Origin of the sequence: Novosphingobium sp. JCM 18896 (assembly GCF_025938095.1) — a bacterium.
In the GTDB taxonomy this organism is placed as follows: Bacteria; Pseudomonadota; Alphaproteobacteria; order Sphingomonadales; family Sphingomonadaceae; genus Novosphingobium.
The window spans coordinates 1,143,373-1,163,608 of the sequence record NZ_JAPCZF010000001.1; the positions used below are offsets into that span (position 1 = coordinate 1,143,373).

Annotated in this window: 16 protein-coding genes and 1 tRNA gene; 9 read left to right on the forward strand and 8 right to left on the reverse strand. The window is 67.8% G+C overall.

Translation table 11 applies throughout. The features are described 5' to 3' along the window. Window positions 1-58: 58 nt before the first annotated feature. Window positions 59-2,116, reverse strand: coding sequence for an ATP-dependent DNA helicase RecG (recG, locus tag OLX23_RS05535; RefSeq protein WP_264443744.1), 2,058 nt, complete (start codon window positions 2,114-2,116; stop codon window positions 59-61). A 232-nt stretch (window positions 2,117-2,348) separates the two neighbouring features. Between recG and OLX23_RS05540 the strand changes: the two genes are divergently transcribed. Beyond that, on the forward strand, window positions 2,349-2,612 hold the full coding sequence (locus OLX23_RS05540) for a succinate dehydrogenase assembly factor 2 (RefSeq protein ID WP_264443605.1): 264 nt from the start codon (window positions 2,349-2,351) through the stop codon (window positions 2,610-2,612). 10 nt (window positions 2,613-2,622) lie between these two features. On the opposite strand, the gene OLX23_RS05545 is transcribed toward OLX23_RS05540, so the two are convergent. After that, window positions 2,623-2,928 (reverse strand): Dabb family protein, encoded by a 306-nt coding sequence (locus OLX23_RS05545; protein WP_264443606.1) that lies wholly within the window; start codon window positions 2,926-2,928, stop codon window positions 2,623-2,625. A 111-nt stretch (window positions 2,929-3,039) separates the two neighbouring features. Here OLX23_RS05545 and mfd point away from each other — a divergent pair, with 111 nt between their 5' ends. Next, window positions 3,040-6,531 (forward strand): transcription-repair coupling factor, encoded by a 3,492-nt coding sequence (gene mfd, locus OLX23_RS05550; protein WP_264443607.1) that lies wholly within the window; start codon window positions 3,040-3,042, stop codon window positions 6,529-6,531. Between the two features lie 6 nt (window positions 6,532-6,537). Here mfd and OLX23_RS05555 read toward each other — a convergent pair whose 3' ends face one another. After that, window positions 6,538-7,845, reverse strand: coding sequence for a GGDEF domain-containing phosphodiesterase (locus tag OLX23_RS05555; protein WP_264443609.1), 1,308 nt, complete (start codon window positions 7,843-7,845; stop codon window positions 6,538-6,540). 86 nt (window positions 7,846-7,931) lie between these two features. Between OLX23_RS05555 and OLX23_RS05560 the strand changes: the two genes are divergently transcribed. The 3 genes from OLX23_RS05560 (at window position 7,932) to OLX23_RS05570 (ending at window position 9,311) form a co-directional block, all read left to right on the forward strand. Then, on the forward strand, window positions 7,932-8,711 hold the full coding sequence (locus OLX23_RS05560; protein ID WP_264443610.1) for an NAD kinase: 780 nt from the start codon (window positions 7,932-7,934) through the stop codon (window positions 8,709-8,711). 85 nt (window positions 8,712-8,796) lie between these two features. Then, window positions 8,797-8,871, forward strand: a tRNA-Asn gene (locus tag OLX23_RS05565). 101 nt (window positions 8,872-8,972) lie between these two features. Then, window positions 8,973-9,311 (forward strand): hypothetical protein, encoded by a 339-nt coding sequence (locus OLX23_RS05570; RefSeq protein ID WP_264443612.1) that lies wholly within the window; start codon window positions 8,973-8,975, stop codon window positions 9,309-9,311. A gap of 261 nt (window positions 9,312-9,572) precedes the next feature. Here OLX23_RS05570 and OLX23_RS05575 read toward each other — a convergent pair whose 3' ends face one another. Then, window positions 9,573-9,797 carry a hypothetical protein gene (locus OLX23_RS05575; protein ID WP_264443614.1) on the reverse strand — a complete coding sequence of 75 codons (225 nt, stop codon included), beginning with the start codon at window positions 9,795-9,797 and terminating at the stop codon, window positions 9,573-9,575. 275 nt (window positions 9,798-10,072) lie between these two features. On the opposite strand from OLX23_RS05575, the gene OLX23_RS05580 reads away from it, so the two are divergent. Next, entirely contained in the window at window positions 10,073-10,282 is a 210-nt protein-coding gene (locus OLX23_RS05580) for a hypothetical protein (protein WP_264443615.1), read from the forward strand. A 124-nt stretch (window positions 10,283-10,406) separates the two neighbouring features. Here the strand turns inward: OLX23_RS05580 and secA are convergent, their stop codons facing one another. Both secA and OLX23_RS05590 read right to left on the reverse strand, forming a co-directional pair. After that, complete coding sequence (secA, locus tag OLX23_RS05585; RefSeq protein WP_264443616.1) at window positions 10,407-13,139, reverse strand: preprotein translocase subunit SecA; 2,733 nt, start codon at window positions 13,137-13,139, stop codon at window positions 10,407-10,409. 81 nt (window positions 13,140-13,220) lie between these two features. Further along, window positions 13,221-13,499, reverse strand: a complete 279-nt coding sequence (locus OLX23_RS05590; RefSeq protein WP_264443618.1) for a hypothetical protein — start codon at window positions 13,497-13,499, stop codon at window positions 13,221-13,223. Window positions 13,500-13,702: 203 nt separating this feature from the next. Between OLX23_RS05590 and OLX23_RS05595 the strand changes: the two genes are divergently transcribed. The 3 genes from OLX23_RS05595 to OLX23_RS05605 are packed head-to-tail and all read left to right on the forward strand — an operon-like array spanning window position 13,703 to window position 16,310. Then, on the forward strand, window positions 13,703-14,239 hold the full coding sequence (locus tag OLX23_RS05595; RefSeq protein WP_264443619.1) for a hypothetical protein: 537 nt from the start codon (window positions 13,703-13,705) through the stop codon (window positions 14,237-14,239). 47 nt (window positions 14,240-14,286) lie between these two features. Continuing rightward, window positions 14,287-15,513: a bifunctional glutamate N-acetyltransferase/amino-acid acetyltransferase ArgJ gene (argJ, locus tag OLX23_RS05600; protein ID WP_264443621.1), complete on the forward strand. Its 1,227-nt coding sequence runs from the start codon at window positions 14,287-14,289 to the stop codon at window positions 15,511-15,513. A gap of 32 nt (window positions 15,514-15,545) precedes the next feature. Then, window positions 15,546-16,310, forward strand: coding sequence for an inositol monophosphatase family protein (locus OLX23_RS05605; RefSeq protein WP_264443746.1), 765 nt, complete (start codon window positions 15,546-15,548; stop codon window positions 16,308-16,310). Here the strand turns inward: OLX23_RS05605 and trxA are convergent. Together trxA and addA are read right to left on the reverse strand one after the other, a co-directional pair. After that, window positions 16,307-16,627, reverse strand: a complete 321-nt coding sequence (trxA, locus tag OLX23_RS05610; protein WP_264443622.1) for a thioredoxin — start codon at window positions 16,625-16,627, stop codon at window positions 16,307-16,309. The genes OLX23_RS05605 and trxA overlap by 4 nt on opposite strands. A 76-nt stretch (window positions 16,628-16,703) precedes the next feature. Beyond that, a complete protein-coding gene (gene addA, locus OLX23_RS05615) occupies window positions 16,704-20,171 on the reverse strand; it encodes a double-strand break repair helicase AddA (protein ID WP_264443623.1) in 3,468 nt (1,155 codons plus the stop codon). Between the last annotated feature and the right edge of the window lie 65 nt (window positions 20,172-20,236).

Sequence of the window (20,236 nt, forward strand, 5' to 3'; positions counted from 1 at the left end):
CCCGATTGCGAATGCCCGCGACACTGCGCCTCGCACCGGGCGAGCGCAAGCCCGCCGCCTAGCCGCCGCGCAGCAGTTGCACGCCCCAGTCGCGCTCGAACAGGTAGAGCAGCAGACGCGCCGCCTCGCCGCGCTCGCCGGTCAGGCCGCCGTCACGTTCGATCAGCAGCCGCGCATCGTCGTGCGCCACAGGGAGCAGCCGCTGGATCTGCTCCAATGTCGCGACGCGGAACGGCGTGTCGCCCGACTGCTTGGTACCGAGCAGCTCGCCGCCGCCGCGCAGGCGCAAGTCCTCTTCGGCCAGGCGGAACCCATCCTGCGTCTCGCGCATCAGCGCCAGGCGCTCGCGCGCGGTCTCGGACAGGCCGCCGCCGCGTAGCAGCAGGCAGGTCGATTTCTCGGTGCCACGACCGACACGGCCGCGCAGCTGGTGGAGCTGGGCCAGCCCGAAGCGCTCGGCCTGCTCGATCACCATCAGGTTCGAATTGGGCACGTCGACGCCGACCTCGATCACCGTCGTCGCCACCAGCAGCTTGGCCTCACCGCGCGCGAAGCGTTCCATGGCCGCGTCCTTGACCTCGGGCCTGAGCTGGCCGTGGACCAGGACGACGTCCTGCTCGCCGAAATGGTCGCGCAGCTCGGCGTAGCGCGCCTCGGCGGCAGCGAGGTCGTCGGTCTCGCTCTCGCGCACCATCGGGCAGACCCAATAGGCCTGACCGCCGCCCGCCAGATGCCGCGACACCGCCTCGACGACATCGCCCATCCGCTCGATCGCGACCACGCGCGTGTCGATCGCCTGGCGGCCGGGAGGCATCTCGTCGAGCTTGGAGACTTCCATCTCGCCGTATTGCGCCAGGGTCAGCGTGCGCGGGATCGGCGTCGCGGTCATCGCCAGGCAGTGCGGCGTGCGCCTGCCCTTCTGGGTGAGCATCAGCCTTTGCCCCACGCCGAAGCGATGCTGCTCGTCGATCACCACCAGAGCCAGATGCTTGTAGGTCACCGCGTCCTGGAAGATCGCGTGAGTGCCGACGACCACGTCGATCGAGCCGTCCATCAGCCCCATGAGGATCGACTCGCGCGCCTTGCCCTTGTCGCGCCCGGTCAGCAGCGCGATCTCGACGCCCGTGCCCGAGAGCATCTTGCTCAGGGTCGCATGATGCTGGCGCGCGAGGATTTCGGTCGGCGCCAGCAGCGCCGCCTGCGTCCCCGCCTCGACCGCGATCAGCATCGATTCGAGCGCGACCACGGTCTTGCCCGAACCCACGTCGCCCTGGAGCAGCCGCAGCATCGGCGATCCTTGCGCGAGATCACCTTCGACCTCGGCAATCGAGCGCTTCTGCGCGCCCGTCAGCCCGAACGGCAGCGACAGCTTGGCGCGCAGGCGCCCGTCGCCCTGCAGCGGCGTGCCCTTCTGCGCGCGGTTGGCGTTCTTCACCAGCATCAGCGCCAGCGAATTGGCCAGCAGCTCGTCATAGGCCAGCCGCTCGCGCGCGGGCTTGTTCTCGTCCTTGTGCGCCGCGAGCAGCGCCTCGCGCCAGGCCGGCCACTTCTCGCGCTCCAGCAGGTTCGGTTCGATCCATTCGGGCAGGTCGGTCAGCGCCACCAGCCCCTGCTGGACCAGCGCGCCGAGCCGCCCCTGGGTCAGCCCTTCGGAGAGCTGATAGATCGGCTCGCAGACCTGGCCGAGCCCGGCGGTCTCTTCGGAGACGTGATCGGGATGCACGATCTGCAGCATCTGCCCGTACTGGTCGAGCCGGCCGGCGATCCAGCGCGTCTCGCCCAGCGGCAGCTGCTTCTTGGCGGAATAGGACGCGCGCCCGAAATAGGTCAGCGCACAGACGTTGCCCGCGGCGTCCTCGGCCATGACGCGATAGGGCCCGCGGCCGCTAGACGAGCGGTGTTCGCGCACGGTCAGCGCGATGATGATGTTCTCGCCCACCGCCGCCTCGTCGAGATCGGCGACGACGCGGCGCTGCACGAAGCGGTCGGGCAGATGATAGGCCAGGTCCTTGACGCGCGTGAGCCCGAGCTTGTCGAGCGGCTTGGCCATCTGCGGGCCGACACCCTTGAGGCCGGCGGTTTCGACGAACAGGGAATTGAGCCGGTCGGGACGCATGGGAGCGGATATATCCGTCAACGGATCGAAATCCATCCGTTACCGTCCGTTACTTCATCCGTCGCCCCTGCGCAGGCAGGGGCCCAGCTGACCGAGCCTCCGCGCCCGCTTCGTTGCAGGACGAGAGCTTAGTTGGGCCCCTGCCTCCGCAGGGGTGACGGGATCTGAAGGCAGCAGACGGTTCTGTGTGGCGCGGCTTGTGTGGGCACTACGATTGCCCTACCCGCGCGCCATGACCTCAGACCGCCTGAACCGCATCAAGTTCCGCGCCTGGCACCGCGGCACGCGCGAGGCCGACTACATGATCGGCTGCTTCTTCGACCGCTTTCACGCCGAGTGGAACGAAGAGGAGATCGCCTGGTTCGAAGCCCTGCTCGACGAGGAAGACCACGACCTGCTCGCCTGGGCGCTCGGCACCGAGCCCGTGCCTGAACGCTATGCCGGCGCGCTGATGACGCGCATGCAGCAGCTCGATTACGTCGAGATCCCACAGTAAGGCCTTCGCGTCACGAATGCGTGACGTCGTAGACGGTCACCTTCGACCACAGGTGCTCGTGCTCGGCGATGAACTTCTGGTGCAGCGGATGCACCTGATAGGCGCCTTCGTCCTCGACGCTGTCGAAGGTCAGGATTTCGGACACGCCATAGCTCGCGTCGACCACGTCGCGGTCACCCGTCTCGGCCGGCACGCCCACGACCAACGAACGCACGCCCTCGATCGCGGCCAGCCCGCGCACACCGGCGATCAGCGCGTCGCGATCGGCGATCGAGCCCGGGTTTTTCAGCCAGAAGAATACCGCGTGCGTGATCATGCCGTGCCTTTCCCGTGCGAAGCCGATCTGCGGATAGATCGCACCCGCGCAGGCGGCAAGACAGGCACACTTGGAACGGAACAAATACACGGCTAGTGGCCTTGGCCTGCCATGCCCGATTTCTCGAAGATTCTCTCCGCCAAAACTCCGCTCACGCTCGCCTCGATCGCGCGCGGCGCCCAGCCGCTGGTCATGGCCGACCTCGCGCGGGCCGCCAAAGGCAGCCCCAGTGGCTCCAGAGCCGTCTTCATAGCGCCCGACGACGCCGCGATGCGCGCGGTTACCGATGCCGCCGGCTTCTTCGCGCCCGAGCTCGACGTCGTCGAATTTCCCGCTTGGGACTGCCTGCCCTATGACCGGTCGAGCCCCGCGCTCTCGGTCTCGGCGCGGCGGCTGGCGGCGCTGCATCGCCTGCAGAACGGCCCGAAAGGTCCGCAGCTCCTCGTCACCACGATCAACGCCCTGCTCCAGCGCGTGGTCACGCCGTTCCGCATCCGCGAGTCGGTCCGCCTGCTCAAGCCGGGCATGGAGATCGGCCGCGAGAGCCTGATCGCCCTGCTCCAGCGCCAGGGCTATTCGCGCACCGACACCGTCGTCGACGCCGGCGAATATGCGGTGCGCGGCTCGATCTTCGACATCTTCCCCTCGGGGCTCGAACAAGGCCTGCGGCTCGACTTCTTCGGCGACGAGCTCGAAACCCTGCGACTGTTCGATCCGAACACCCAGCGCTCGACCGGTTCGGTCGAACAGCACCTGTTGCTGCCCGCCAGCGAAGCCCTGCTCGACGAGGACAGTGTCAAGCGCTTCCGCAGCCGCTATCGCGAGATGTTCGGCGCCAATGCCACCTCCGATCCGCTCTATCAGGCGGTCAGCGACGGCCGCCGCCTCGCCGGCATGGAACATTGGCTGCCGCTGTTCGAGGACCGACTGGTCACCCTGTTCGACCACCTCGCCGCCGAGGACCTGATCGTCATCGACGCCTCGGCCCAGGGCGCGGCCGAGGAACGGCTGACCGACATCGCCGACTACTATACCGCGCGCACCGACACCTCGGGCAAGCAGCCGGGCTCCTACCGCCCGCTCAAGCCCGACGCGCTCTACCTGACGCGCGAGGAGATCGACGGCCGGATCGTCGACTGGCCCGTCCACAAGGCCGATATCTTCGCCCAGCCCGAAAGCGCCAAGGCGGTCGACTTCGGCTTCACCTCGGGCCGTGACTTCGCCCCCGAGCGAGCGCGCGGAGACAACGTCTACGAAGCCGCGGCCAAGCATCTCCAGACCGTGGCAAAGTCGGGCCTCAAGGCCTTGATCGCGGCCTATTCTCCGGGCAGCCGCGCGCGCATATCCGCTATCATCGGGGAGGCCGGGAAGGTCGAGCCCGCGCTGGCCGACACCTGGCAGGAAGCGCTCGGCCTAGCCGCCAAGGGCCGCCCGGTGGCGCTGGTCCTGCCGCTCGAAACCGGCTTCGCCAATGCCGAGATCGACCTCGTCACCGAGCAGGACATCCTCGGCGACCGTCTGGTCCGCCGCAAGAAGCGCAAGAAGGACGCCGACGCTTTCCTCGCCGAGCTGTCGGCGCTCACCCCCGGCGATCTCGTCGTCCACATGGACCACGGCATCGGCCGCTACGAGGGCCTGCAGTCGATCCCCGTGGGCAAGAGCCCGCACGACTGCGTGATGCTGACCTATGCGGGCGGCGACAAGCTCTACATCCCGGTCGAGAACATCGACGTGCTCTCGCGCTATGGCAGCGGCGAGGACGGCGTCGCGCTCGACAAGCTCGGCGGTGAGGCCTGGCAGCGGCGCAAGGCGCGGCTCAAGGAGCGCATCCGCGAGATCGCGCACGAGCTGCTCAAGACCGCGGCCAAGCGCGCGCTGCGCCAGGCGCCGGCGCTGCTGCCCGACCAGGCCAGCTACGACCAGTTCGTCGACCGCTTCCCCTGGGAAGAGACCGACGACCAGGAACACGCGATCGCCGACGTACTCGGCGATCTCGCCGCGGGCCGGCCGATGGACCGCCTCGTCTGCGGCGACGTCGGCTTCGGCAAGACCGAGGTCGCGCTGCGCGCCGCCTTCGTCGCGGCCATGGCCGGCCAGCAGGTCGCCGTCGTCGCGCCGACCACCCTGCTCGCCCGCCAACACTACAAGGGCTTCTCCGAGCGCTTCGCCGGCTTCCCGCTCGAAGTCGGCCGCCTCTCGCGCCTGGTGCCCGAGAAGGAGGCCAAGGAGACCCGCAGCGGGTTGGCCGAAGGCAAGGTCGACGTCGTGGTCGGCACCCACGCGCTGCTGTCGAAGACCGTCTCGTTCAAGGACCTGGGCCTCGTCATCGTCGACGAGGAGCAGCGCTTCGGGGTCAACCACAAGGAAAAGCTCAAGCAGCTGCGCAACGACGTCCACGTCCTGACGCTGACCGCAACGCCGATCCCGCGCACCTTGCAGATGGCGATGAGCGGCCTGCGCGAACTTTCGACGATCCAGACCCCGCCGGTCGACCGCCTCGCGGTGCGCACCTACGTGATGGAATGGGACGAGATGGTGATGCGCGAGGCGCTGCTGCGCGAGCATCACCGCGGCGGCCAGAGCTTCATCGTCGTCCCGCGCATCTCCGACATGGCCGAGATCGAGGACTGGCTGCACAAGGCCGTCCCCGAGGTGAAATACATCTCGGCCCACGGCCAGATGGGCGCGGGCGAAGTCGAGGAGCGCATGAGCGCCTTCTACGAGGGCAAGTACGACGTGCTGCTCTCGACCACGATCGTCGAGAGCGGGATCGACATCCCCAGCGCCAACACGATCATCATCCACCGCGCCGACCGCTTCGGCCTGGCCCAGCTCTACCAGCTGCGCGGCCGCGTCGGCCGCGCCAAGCTGCGCGCCTATGCCTACCTGACCACGCCGAACGACAAGGCGCTGTCAGAAGTCGCCGAGAAGCGATTGAAAGTGCTGGGAGATCTCGATTCGCTCGGCGCCGGCTTCCAGCTCGCCAGCCACGATCTCGACATCCGCGGCGCGGGCAACCTGCTCGGCGACGAGCAGTCGGGCCACATCCGCGAGGTCGGCTTCGAGCTCTACCAGTCGATGCTCGAGGACGCGATCCTCGCGGCCAAGGCCGGCGACATGGGGCTGGAGCGCGAACGCTCGGCGCTGAGCCCGCAGATCACCGTCGACGCGCCGATCATGATCCCCGAGGACTACGTGCCCGACCTCGCCGTCCGCATGGCGCTCTATCGCCGCCTCAACGACGCCGAGGACCAGCAGGAGATCGAGAGCCTTTCGGCCGAGATGATCGACCGCTTCGGCCCGCTGCCCTCGGCCACGGCGAACCTGATCAAGCTGATCGAGATCAAGCGCCAGGCGATCGAGGCGCACATCGCCAAGATCGACGTCGGCGCGAAGGGATCGCTGGTCTCGTTCCACAACGACCAGTTCCCCGATCCTGCCGGCCTGATCGCCTATGCCGCGCGGCTCGAGGGCACGGTCAAGCTGCGCCCCGACAGCAAGCTCGTCATCACGCGCGTCTGGGGTGATCCCAAGGCGCGGCTGCACGGCCTCGCACAGCTGACCAAGGGGCTGGCGCAGATCGCGCGCAAGGCGGCGAAGTAGTCGCGCTCACCCTCCGGTGGCGAGATCCACGAACTCCTCGGCGCTCATCGGCTGGGCGCGCAGGAAGCCCTGGTAGAAGTCGCAGCCTTCGCGCACGATCAGGTCGCGCTGGGCCTCGTCCTCGATGCCCTCGGCGATGACCTTGAGCGACAGCGCGCGCGCCATGGCGACGATCGCGCGCAGCACGGCGAGGTCACGCGGATCGTCCTCGATCCCGTCGACCATCGAGCGGTCGAGCTTGAGGTAGTCGAGCGGCAGCAGCTTGAGATAGCGGAAGTTGCAGAAGCCCGCGCCGAAGTCGTCGAGCGCGACGCGGATGCCCTCGCCCGAGATCCGGCCCAGGGTCTTGGCCGCGGCGTGGATGTCGCTGAGCAGCACCTGCTCGGTCACTTCCAAGGTCAGCCGGTCGGCCGGAAAGCCGCTCTCGCGCACGATCGCCAGCAGGGTGTCGGCATAGGAGATCGCGGCGAGATCGGCTGGCGTCACGTTCAGCGACAGTCGCAGCCCCGGCGGCCAGTCCCTTGCCGCCGCCAAGGCGCGTTTGGCGATGTGGCGCGACAGCGGCGCGACGTGGTCGCTGCGCTCGGCGACGCCGAACAACGCGGCGGCGCCGATGCGGCCGAGCACCGGATGCCGCCAGCGCGCCAGTGCCTCGGCGCCGGTCAGCAGGTCGTCGGCGTCGAACTGCGGCTGGAACAGGATCTCGATTTCGTCGCGGTCGATCGCGACGAGCAGGTCGGCTTCGAGCTGCGCCGCGGTGCGGCCCGGCGGCACCGATTCGCCGTCGGCCCAGGCGATCCGCCCGCCCTGCAGCCGCCGGCTGCCCAGCGTGTGGCCGAGCCGGTCGAGCAGCGATTCGACCGTATCGTCGGCCAGGGCGCGCAGCAGCGCCAGGCGCGGCGAGAGCCGCAAGGCGCCCGCGGCGGCGGGGATCGACTGCGAGACGATGTCGGCGAGCTGCTCGGCGAACAGCTGCCAGCGCTCGCGGCTGCAGGCCTCGTTGGCGGCGAGCAGGAAATTGCCGCCAGAGCCGCGCGCGACCAGCCAGGGGCCGTCGAGCTCGTTCTCGGCGAAACGGCAGATGCGCCCGCCGACCTCGGCCAAGGCCGCGTCGCCGGCGCTGGCGCCATAGGCGAGGTTCACCGCATCGAAGCGGCGCAGGCCGAGCAGCAGGGTGTGCACCTTCGCCGCCTCGCCGCGCGCGGCGGCCTGGGTCAGCCAGTCCTCGATCCGCCCGCGGACGGTGTCGATCGCCGGAAGCCCGGTCACGGCATCACGCGGCGCGTCGCGATCGAGGGAGCTCAGCTCATTCATTCCGTCACACTAGCCGGAAGCCCTTGCCAAAGCATTCAAATTACCACAGCTCCGCTCCCGGAACGGGATTTTGGAGTCTATCCGGCGTGGGCACGGACAAGAAGCTGGCGCTGATCGTATCGGACAGCGCCAAGGCGCAGGAAGGCGCCGAAGCGCTGCGCAAGGCGCACGACTGGGTGAAGCCGGTCGATGCCGACGTCTTCGTCGTGCTCGGCGGCGACGGCTTCCTGCTGCACGTTCTGCACGAGATGCTCGACAAGGGCCGCCTGCGCCCCTGCTACGGCGTCAACCTCGGCACGGTCGGCTTCCTGATGAACCGCAACGGCACCAAGCGCACGATCGCCGAGCGGATCGGCCGCGCGCGCGAGATCGCCGTGCGCCCGCTCGAGATGCGTGCGATCACTCAGGACGAGCAGGAATTCAGCTACTACGCGATCAACGAGGTCTCCCTGCTGCGCGAGACGCGTCAGACCGCGAAGCTCGAGGTCAAGATCAACGGCAAGGTGCGCATGGCCGAGCTCGCCGGCGACGGCGTGCTGGTCTCGACCCCCGCCGGCTCGACCGCCTACAACCTCTCGGCCAACGGACCGATCCTGCCGCTGGGCTGCAACATGCTGGCGCTGACCCCGATCAGCCCCTTCCGCCCGCGTCGCTGGCGTGGCGCGATTCTGCCCGACAGCGCCGAGGTCGAATTCCGCGTGCGCGAGCCGGCCAAGCGCCCGGTCTCGGCCGTGGCCGACCAGAAGGAGGTCCGCGACGTGCGCGATATTCGCATCTGCACCGCGCACGACAAGGAACTGACCCTGCTGTTCGACCCCGGCGCCAGCCTTGAGGAACGCATCTTCGCCGAGCAGTTCCAGGCTTGATCGCACAAATTCAATTTTTGTCGCCGGAGTGACTTGCCAAAGTTTCCGACGCTGTTATAGGCGCACCCCTGCCCGAGAGGGCTGCTCCCTGATAGCTCAGCGGTAGAGCATTCGACTGTTAATCGAATGGCCGTAGGTTCGAATCCTACTCAGGGAGCCAACTTCTTCACATCGCTGAAAAGACCGGCGAAGCCGCCCAACTGGCGGATGCTCTGCGCCCGTGGTATACTCTCGCCCGCGGGAGGCACCCTGGAGGTTGCCATGGTCATTGTTCAGGACACCCAACAGCGCCGCGAGCTCGACGGCCTTACCGCGCAGTTCCGCACGCGCGCCGATGCGGACCTCGCGGTCGAACATCTCGCGCAGGAACACGGGATCGATCCCGCCTTCATCTACGTCGAGCCCATCGCCGACGAGAACAGCGCGGGCATCATCGCCAGCGGCGGCGATCATGCCGCAGGCGCACCGAGTCACCGCGAACGCGCCGACGCGCCGCTCAACGGCGCGATCCAGCTCACCGTCCCCGTCCGCCACGAGAACCTGCTGATCGTCACGAGCGCGCTGCGCGAGAGCGGCGCCCAGTTGATCGAGGTTTTCTAAGGTCGATCTTCCTGGTGCGGCATAGGTTCTACCATCCCGTCGCCCCTGCGAAGGCAGGGGGCCAACTGACCGCGCGCGCAGGCACCCTTCGTTTCAGGACGAGAGCTTGGTTGGGCCCCTGCCTTCGCAGGGGCGACGGTAAGATAGGGAGCGGAGGCTTTCGAGCAGCCCCACACCACCTCGAAGCCCACGCCCCTTCCCAGCAAACAAAAAAGGCCGGCGCCCTTGCGGGAGCCGGCCCTTCTTGACCTGTCCGACAGATCAGTGCGCGGGCGCGGAGGCCGTACCGGTCGGAGCCGGGGTCGCCGTGTCGCTGGGCGCGGGGACGGCGGCCGGAGCGGCGCTGTCGATCGAAGCTGCGGTCATGTCCGCCGCGTCGGGGGTCGGGGTGGCATTGGCATTGGCCGTCTCGCTACCGCACGCGGAGAGGCTCATACCGAGGGCTGCCAGGGCGATGATCGTCGCGCCCTTGATCATTTTCGTCATCGAAACTCCTTTCAATCGCGCGTGCCCTCGCCCGCCGGAGGGGGACCGGCATCCGCATCACGCGGGCACGCTGTCTCGGGCGTTAACTAAGCGCCAAGCCGCTGTAAACGGCCGATCAACCGCTTGATCGCAGTGGCACCACGGCTCGCGGGTCGTTCCAGTGGCAAAAAACACAGCCGCCGCGTGCGTCCGCGCACCGCGCAAGAGGCCGCAAAAGCCGACAACGCGGTCATGGAAGCCGCCCGCCCCGGCGGCGATCGGATCGGAGACCCACGATGACCCTCACCGCCCGCAAGCTGTTCGGATCCCTCGGCGCCCCCGCACAAGCAGCCGCAGCCGCACCCGCTGCCGAAACCGCCAGCCCAGAATACGGCGCTTGGTATGCGCAGAAGATGGCCAGCGCCTACGCCGCGAGCCGCGGAGACCGGACGGTGGTGCAACTCGTTCGACAGACGCTGGGCGGAGAGCTGCCGCTGGCGGCGTAAGGGCACAGCCTCAGCCCCAAGCTCCCGCCCGAGCAACCTGGTGACGGCCTCCGCCGGTCGAAAGTGCGAAACCGTCAGTCGGCCCGGAGCCTTCCCGGCGCAGTGCCGGGAAGGCCCGAAGCGATCACCCCGCCACGCCGTGGCAGTGCTTGTACTTCTTGCCCGAGCCGCAGGGGCACGGCGCGTTGCGGTTGAGGTTCTGGTCCTTGTAGGGATCCTCGCCCGGACGCACGCCGGCATCGATGATCGCGGACGCCGCCGCACCACCGCCGAACACCGGCGTCGCGCTGACTTCGCTGCCCGCCTCGGGGGTGAAGAACGGATCGATGTGGCCCGTCAGGAAATCGGGCAGCTCGGGCAGGTCCATCTCGGCGGGCTGCGAGAACTGCAGCTCACTCGTGGTCAGGATGCGCGTCACGTCCTCGCGGATCGATTCGAGCATCTTCTCGAACAGGCCGAAGGCTTCCTGCTTGTATTCGTTGATCGGCGTCTTCTGCGCATAGGCGCGCAGAAACACGACCTGGCGCAGCGCGTCGAGCGTGGCCAGGTGCTCCTTCCAGTAGTGGTCGAGCCGGTCGAGCAGCACGCTCTTCTCGACCTGGCGCCAGACGGTCTCGTCGTTGGCGGCGATCTTCTCGGCCATCTTGGTATTGGCGAGCTCGGAAATGCGCTCCTCGATCAGCTCGGGATCGACGCCGTCCTCTTCCATCCAGGCCTCGATCGGCAGGTCGATCGCCAGCACGTCGGCGACGCGCTCCTTGAGGCCCGCGACGTCCCAGTGCTCGGGATAGGAACCCGCCGGGCAGGCATCGGCGACGATCGCGTTGACCGTGTCGTTGCGCATGTCGACCACCACGTCGTCGACGGTCTCCGCGTCCATGATGTCGGCGCGCTGCTCATAGATGACCTTGCGCTGGTCGTTCATCACGTCGTCGTATTCGACGACCTGCTTGCGCACGTCGTAGTTGCGCGCCTCTACCTTCTTTTGCGCGGTCTCGATCGCCTTCGACAGCCACTTCGAGCCGATCGCCTCACCATCGGCGAGGTTGTTGTTCATCATCTTGGCGAACAAGGTGTCGGGCCCGAAGATGCGCAGCAGGTCATCCTCGAGGCAGAGGTAGAACTTCGACAGGCCCGGGTCGCCCTGACGGCCCGAACGGCCGCGCAGCTGGTTGTCGATGCGGCGGCTCTCGTGGCGTTCGGTGCCGATCACGCAGAGCCCGCCGGCGGCGAGCACCTTCTGCTTCTCTTCGGAGACCTCTGCCTTGATCTTCGCCTCGGCCGCCGTGCGCTCGGGGCCCTCGGCCATGTCCTTGAGTTCGTCCTCGACCCGGAACTCGACGTTGCCGCCGAGCTGGATGTCGGTGCCGCGACCGGCCATGTTGGTGGCGATCGTCACGGCGCCGAGACGGCCGGCCTGGGCGACGATGTGCGCTTCCATCTCGTGGAAGCGGGCGTTGAGGACGTTGTGCTTGACGCCTTCCTTGTTGAGGAAGTCGGACAGCAGCTCGGACTTCTCGATCGAAACCGTGCCGACGAGCACCGGCTGGCCGGTCTCGTACTTCTCGCGGATCAGCTTGGCGATGGCGGCGAACTTGTCGAGCGTATTCTTGTAGAACTCGTCTTCCTCGTCGATGCGCTGCACCGGCACGTTCGTCGGGATCGTGACGACGTTCATCTTGTAGATGTCGAAGAATTCGGGCGCTTCGGTCGCCGCCGTGCCGGTCATGCCCGCGAGCTTGGGATACATGCGGAAATAGTTCTGGAAGGTGATCGAGGCCATCGTCTGGTTCTCGGGCTCGATCTTGACGCCCTCCTTGGCCTCGACCGCCTGGTGCAGGCCGTTCGACCAGCGGCGGCCGTCCATCATGCGGCCGGTGAACTCATCGATGATGACGACCTTGTCGTCCTTGACGATGTAGTCGATGTCCCGCTTGAACATGACCACCGCCTTCAGCGACTGGTCGAGGTGGTGGACCACCTGGGTGTTCTCGACGTCATAGAGGTTCGAGCCGACCAGCAGGCCGGCGGCCTCGAGCATGCGCTCGGCCTTCTCGACGCCGTCCTCGGTCAGGACGATGGACTTCTGCTTCTCGTCGGCCTCGTAGTCCTCGGGGACGAGCTGCTTCACGATCGCGTCGACCGAAACGTACATCTCGGACTTGTCGTCGGTCGGGCCCGAGATGATCAGCGGCGTGCGCGCCTCGTCGATCAGGATCGAGTCGACCTCGTCGATCAGCGCGAAGTTGAAGGGGCGGTGCACCATCTGCCCGCGCTCGTGCTTCATGTTGTCGCGCAGGTAGTCGAAGCCGAGCTCGTTGTTGGTCGCGTAGGTGATGTCGCAGCCATAGGCCTCGCGGCGCTGCTCTTCGGTCAGGTTGGGCACGATCACGCCGACGGTCAGGCCGAGGTAGCGGTAGATCTGGCCCATCCAGTCGGCGTCGCGGCGGGCCAGGTAGTCGTTGACCGTGACGACGTGGACGCCCTTGCCCTCGAGCGCGTTGAGATAGGTCGCGAGCGTGGCGACCAAGGTCTTGCCCTCACCCGTGCGCATTTCGGAGATTTCGCCGCGGTGGTGGACGATACCACCGATCATCTGCACGTCGAAGTGGCGCATGCCGAGCACGCGCTTGCCCGCCTCGCGCACCGTGGCGAAGGCCTCGGGCAGCAGGTCGTCGAGCGAGGTGCCCTCGGACAGCATGTGGCGGAACTTGGCGGTCTGGGCGACCAGCTCATCCTCGCTCATCGCTTCGAGCGTGGGTTCGAAAGCGGCGATCTTCTGGACGATCTTGTCGAGCGACTTGACGTAACGGTCGTTGGATGAGCCGAAAACGGCCTTGGCGATTGCCCCGAACATAACGGAATTCCTGAATTTTAGTGCGGATTCGGCGCGCACGGTTCCGCGCACGCCATCGAAATGGTCAACGCGTGACGGCGCTTATTCGCGCGCGCGGTCGATCCCGAGCATGACGGGAGGAGCGCATTCTGCGTCCTGGCGCATGATGACGATCGCGCAGCGGTCTGCCCGCTTGCCCGGATCGGCCAAAGGCGTCCGCGTGATGGGTCGCGCGATGGCGGCATTCTCGCTGCGAACGATCGCGGCGAAGGTCCCCACTTCGCTCGTCCCCACGGCGCGAATCCGCGCCTGTGCCGGACTCATCTGCGCGGCAAGGCCCGTGAACAGGGCCAGAAGGGTCAACAGCAGGCGGGTGGCCATGGGTGCCAGATAGGAAAAGACGAGTCGCTCGTCCAGTGCGGTAACGCAAGCCTCGGCGATTTTCCCCGCTCGTCGCGGATCTGTCACAATTCGTCTCTGCCAGAGCACGACATACCGCAGCGCAGCATTCGCTCGGTTGAGCACAAACCGAGCGCGATGATACCGTTTAGGCAAGGTCGGTTCTTGGTTAAGGCAATATTAAAATGACGAAATCCTGGGAACTGACCATCAGCCAGGCCATGGCGGAAGACTTATTCGAAGTCGTCCCAACAGGTTACGAAACCTTCTGCCCGCTAGTCTCACGCATCGCCGTCGATGTGTTTCGGCGCTTCAACATCCCGGCCAATCTTCTGCCCTGCCAACTTTGGCAGGCATCGGATGAGGGCAATCATGTCATTGGTTTCATGGGCAATGTGCTACCGGACAAATGGGACGGCCACGTCGTCTGCGTGACCGGCAACCTGCTGATCGACGCTGCCGTGCGCGGGCTGACCCGCGATTTCAACTTCGCGGTACCCGCGGTTGCCGTGGTCGAGCGCTTCAACGCCACCTCGCACGCGATCGCCCGGCTCGATCTCGAAGGCAGTCGGCGCCTATGGTGGTTCAACCCGCCCTACGGCTTCGACACGACCCCGCCGCTGCAGCCGGTCGAAATGATCGACGAATATGCAAGCGCACTGGCCGAACGCATCCAGGCCCGCATCGGCGACGAGCCACCGTCGATGGCCAGCGCAGCCTGACACCTTCGCGATTGCGGGGATTGTTGCGATTGACTAGGCGCGAACGCATGTCCGACGCTGTCTCCCCGCTCGCCTCGCCCTTCCCCGCGCTGCCGGCCATTGCCGGCGTCACGCCGCGCATCGCCCGCGCCGGCTACAAGGACTGGGGGCGCTGCGACCTGACCTATGTCGAGCTGGCCGAAAGCACGGCGGTGGCCGGCGTGTTCACGAAGAACGTCTGTTGTTCGACCGAGGTCGAAATGGGGCGGGAACAGATCAAGGGCGGAGCCGCCCGCGCACTGGTGGTCAACGCCGGCAACGCCAACGCCTTCACCGGCTATCGCGGCCGCGAGGCGGTCGAACAGATCACCGCGCAGGTCGCCGCGCACCTCGGCTGCCCGCAGGATCAGGTCTTCGTTTCTTCCACCGGCGTGATCGGCGTGCCGCTGCCCAAGGACAAGGCGCGCGCCGGGGTCGAAACCGCGCTGACCGCCACGCCGTGTTCGTGGGAAGAGGCCGCCAAGACGATCGGCACGACCGACACCTTCGCCAAGGGGGCGACCGCCTCGGCGGTGATCGACGGTCAGCGCGTCGAGTTCGCCGCGATCATCAAGGGCAGCGGCATGATCGCGCCCGACATGGCGACGATGCTCGGCTACGTCTTCACCGACGCCGCGGTCGAACCCGCGTTCCTCCAGCAGTGCCTCTCGGCCGCCAATGTCGAGACCTTCTCGTGCATCACGGTCGACAGCGACACCTCGACCAGCGACACCGTGCTGGCCTTCGCCACGGGCAAGGCGGGCAACACCCCGCTAGCATCGTTCGACAGCCCCGGCGCCGACGCCTTCGCCGCCGCGCTCAAGGACGTCTGCCGCCAGCTCGCGCATCTCGTCGTCAAGGATGGCGAAGGCGCGCAGAAATTCATCGCCGTCGCCGTGACCGGCGCGGTCAGCGACGAGAGCGCGCGCAAGGTCGGCCTGGCGATCGCCAACTCGCCTTTGGTCAAGACCGCGATCGCGGGCGAGGACGCCAACTGGGGCCGCGTCGTCATGGCCGTGGGCAAGGCCGGCGAACCGGCGGACCGCGACAAGCTGTCGATCGGCTTCGGCGGCACCTGGGCAGCCAAGGACGGCCAGCCGCTGGCCGACTACGACGAGGCGCCGGTCGCTGCGCATCTCAAGACCCGCGAGATCTCGATCGAGGTCGACCTGGGCCTCGGCCAGGGCCGCGCCACGGTCTGGACCTGCGACCTGACCCACGGTTACATCTCGATCAACGCGGATTATCGTTCGTGACGCAGGCGCTGACGAAAGCCGTCGCCGCGATCATGCGCGATGCTTCGGCGCGGGCGATCATGCCGCATTATCAGGCGCTCAACGCCGACCAGATCGACGCCAAGGCGGCCGACGACGTCGTCACCGTCGCCGATACCGAGAGCGAGGCGATCCTCGCCGAGAGCCTGGCCAGGCTGCTGCCCGAAGCGACGATCGTCGGCGAGGAAGCGGCCCATGCCGATCCCTCGCTGATGCAGCGGCTCGGCGATGCGCTGTGCTGGATCATCGATCCCATCGACGGCACCAACAATTACGCCGCGGGCAAGCCGCCCTTCGGCATCCTCATCGCGCTCGCCGAAAGGGGCGAGACCGTCGCGGGCTGGCTCTACGATCCGCTGACCCAGCGCCTATGCCACGCGCACCGCGGCCAAGGTGCCTTCATCGGCGAGGAGCGCGTCACGGCGCGCATCAGCGGCCAGACCCCGCCGGTCGCGGCGATCTCGCTGGTCTTCGCAGATCCGGCCCGGCGCGAGGCGCTCAAGACGCAGATCGCGCCGCACTATACGATGGTCGACATCCCGCGCTGTGCGGCCGAGCAGTATCCGCGGATCGTGCTAGGCCAGAACGACCTGTCGATCTTCGAGCGGACGCTGTCGTGGGATCACGCTGCGGGCGTGCTGTTCGTCAACGAGGCCGGCGGCAAGGCCGCGCGGATCGACGGTTCGCCCTATCGCGTCGACGAGGACCGCAAGGGCCTGATCGCGGCGGCGAGCCCGGCCCTGTGGGACGAACTCGCCGCGCGCATGCAGTCTCTTTAGAGCTCGCTTTCGATCCAGCTCTTGAGCTGGCTCTTCGGCGCGGCGCCGAGCTTCTGGGCGGCGGGCTTGCCGTCCTTGAACAGGACCAGCAGCGGGATCGACTGGACGCCGATCTGGCCGGGGATGGTCTGGTTCTCCATGATGTCCATCTTGACGATGTTCACCTTGCCTTCGAGCTCTTCGGAGATTTCCTCGAGCGCGGGGGCGATCATCTTGCACGGGCCACACCAGTCGGCCCAGAAATCGACCAGCACCGGCGTGCTGGACTCGAGCACGTCGGAAGCGAAGCTGGCGTCGGTCACGGCTTTGGTAGGCATTTAAAGGACTCCTGACTCTATTCGTTCTGCAATCTAGGGATGCCGCGCCTCTTGGCAACGGCACGTGCGGATAGGATTACTCCGCAGCGAGCAAGTCGCGCTTGTGGTCCGCGAGCACCTCGGACGGCAGCGCGATCAGCCGCGGCGCCGCGGTATAGAGCACCGCCGCCTCGACCTTGCGCCCCGGATAGGCGGCTTCGAGCGCCGCGGCATAGGCCGCCATCTGCCGCAGGGTCGCCACGGGCACATCGGAGAGGTCGGCCGGCGGCCGCCGCGCGGTCTTGAAATCGACCAGGCGCACGCGCGTCGGCTCGATCAGCAGACGGTCGATCTTGCCCGAAACCACCTGCCCGCCGACCACGGCCGCGATCGGCACTTCGGCGAGGCCCGAAGGCACGAACAGATCGCGCCATTCGGGATGATTCAAGACGCCGAGCGCCGCCGCGAGCAGATCGGCCTGCTGCGCCGCGTCGAGCTCGCCGGCATTGCGCGCCAGCCAGCGTGCACCGGCCGCGGCGCGCTGGTCCTCGGCCACTTCGGGCAAGCGTTCGAGCAGCTTGTGGATCACCACGCCGCGCCGCGCCGCCGCGCTGCCCGCGCCCACCGGATAGGGTGGATCGGGCGAAAGGTCCTCGCCCAGCGCGGACGGTGCCAGCGGCTTGGGCGGGCGCGGCTCGGCCGGGGGACCTCGCTGGAGCCAGGCAGGCAGCGGCTCGGGCAAAGGCAGACGCACCGAGCGGGCGTCGGGCGCTGCCGGCGGCAGATCGCCGAGCGCGCCCCATTCGAGCCGCGCCGACCACAGCGGATCGGCGACCCAGTCATCGGGTCCGAACAGCAGCGCCAGCTTGGCGTACCAGGAATTCTCGGACGGCTCCTTCTCGCGCGCGCTCAGCGCACCGCCGATGAACAGCGCCTCCTCAGCGCGCGTCATCGCGACATAGAGCAGCCGCCAGTGCTCCTGCATCTCCTCGCGCTCGATCGCCGCGTGATGCTCGGCGATCCGCCCGACGCGGTCCTCCTTGCGCAGGCCCGGCAACGGGATCTTGCGCTCGGGCGCGAACAGGTCGGGCAGGTCGATGCGGCTGCCACGCGGATTAGCGGGATTGCCCACGGCATCGGCCAGGATCACGATCGGCGCCTGCAGCCCCTTCGATCCGTGCACGGTCATGACCCGCACGAGATCACCCGCACCGCTCGCCTCGCGCTTGAGCTCGCCCTCGCCCGCATCGAACCAGGCGAGGAAGCCGACCAGGCTCGGCGTCGAGCTCGCGGCATAGGCCGAGGCGGCGTTGAGCAGTTCGTCGATCGGATCGTTGGCCTCGCGCCCCAGGCGCGCGACGAGCTTGCGCCGTCCCTGCCAGGGCCCGACGAGCAGCCATTGCAGCAGCGCCTGCGGCGGATCGTAATCGGCGAGGCGCAGCAGTTCGACCAGCCTGTCGACCACCGGATGGCCGATCGCGCGCAGATGCGACCACAGCCGGACGCCCTTGTCGCGGTAAGCGTGTGCGAGCAGGTCGTCCTGGCTCCAGCCGAGCAAGGGTGAGACCAGCAGCGAGGCCAGGTTGAGATCGTCGAACGGCTGCGCGGCGAAGCGCAGCGCCGCGACCAGATCGCGCACGGCCAGCGGCGCGCCGAGACGCAGGCGATCGACACCGGCAACGGGCACGCCCGCGGCATGGAGCCGCGCGACGATCAGCCCGGCCAGTTCGCGGCGGCGGCGGACCAGGACCATGACGTCGCCCGGCCCCGCGCGGCGGGCGCCACCCTTCACCAGCGGAAAGCCATGATGCATCCAGTGCCGGACCTGCTGGGCGATCTGCTCGGCCAGCTTGCGATCGGCACGCGAGAACCAGTTTTCCTCGGCCGGCTCCTCTTCCTCGGGCGCGAACGGATCGTCCTCGGTCACGAGACCGACCGGCCGCCATAGCGCGACGTAGCCAGGCCGCGCCTCGCCGACGTGCTGCTCGGGCGCCTCGCGCAGGCCGATCTCTTCGTGCCCGATGCCTTCGAGCGCAGCATCGACGAAATCGAGCACCGGCTGCGCAGTGCGGAACGAACGGTCGAGGCCATATTCGCGCAGGGGCCGCGGCCGTTCGTGCTCGGCTAGGCGCATGTCCTGTGCCGCCTCGACCGCGCCGCGCATCGCGTCCTTCACCCGCTGGTGCGCCGCCTCGAAGTTCTCGGGACTGGTGCCCTGGAAGCGGAAGATCGCCTGCTTGTAGTCGCCGACGACGAACAGGGTGCGCAGCTTGTCGTCGTGCTGGCCGAGCCCGGCAAAGAAATCGCCGGTCAGCGCATCGATGATCTGCCACTGCGCCGAATTGGTGTCCTGCGCCTCGTCGACGAGGATGTGATCGAAGCGGCGATCGAGCTTATAGCGGATCCACTCGGCCAGGTCCGAGGTCGCGAGCAGCGCCGCCGCCTGGCGGATCTGATCGTCGAAGTCGATCAGCCCCTCGCGCTTCTTGGCGTCATCCCAGGCCAGCGCGAAGGCGCGGCCGAGCCGCAGTGCCGGCACCAGTCGATCGGCCAGCGCCAGCAGACTCGCCATGCCGCGCGCGGCAACGATGCATTCGCCGACGTCGGCGACATAGCCCGCGTAGCCCGGATCGAGCTTGTCGAGCGAGGTGGTCGAACGGAGCTTGCCCTCCTTGGTGAAGAACACGCCATGCAGCGCATCGAGCGAGGCCGCGCGCTGTTCGGGCGATCCCGCCAGCCAGGCCTCGATCTTCGCGGCGTTCTCCTGCCCGGTCTTGGCCTTCCACTCGCGGTTGACGTCGAGACAGCGACGCAGCGCGCGCACGTCGAAGGCATCGTCGGCGCAGATCGCGGCGAGGAAGGCCTCATCGGCATCGGCGGGCAGCCCGAGCAACTGGTTGATCCGCGGCCGCATCGGCTCCTGCCAGGCGCCCGTGCCGAACCAGGCCTCGCGCGCCTCGGCGCAGCGCAGCAGATAGGCCTCGACGTCCTCGGGGCCCATGCGCAGCGACAGGTCGGCGACGGCATCGAGCATCTGCGGATCACCGCGCTCGGCCTCGGTCAGCAGTTCTGCGAGCACCTGCCGCGCGAGCAGAATGCGGTCGCGATCCTCCATCGGCCGCGTGCCGGGCACCAGCCCGGCCTCATGCGGGAAAGCGCCGAGCAGCCACTGCGCGAAGGCGTGGATGGTATCGATGCGCAGCCCGCCGCCGGGGCAATCGAGCACCGCCGCGAACAGCGTGCGGGCGCGGGCCTGGGTTTCGGGTCCCGACGGTGCGCCGATCGCTTCGAGCCGCTGGAACAGCGCGACCTCAGGCAGACGCACCCATTCGGCCAAAGTGCCGTTGATGCGCGCGGCCATCTCGGTGGCGCCGGCCTTGGTGAAGGTCAGGCAGAGGATCTGCGAAGGCTCGACCCCAGGCTGGAGCAGCAGCCGCAGCACGCGCGACGACAGCACCTGCGTCTTGCCCGTCCCCGCCGAAGCCGAGAGCCAGACGGTCTCCTCGGGCGCGACGGCGTGCATCTGGTTGCCGTGAAGCGGGTGGACCTTGGCGGGGCCGCTCATTCCCAGATCCTCCCCCTCTGGGGGAGGGGGACCGCCCGCGCAGCGGGTGGTGGAGGGGGCGCGGT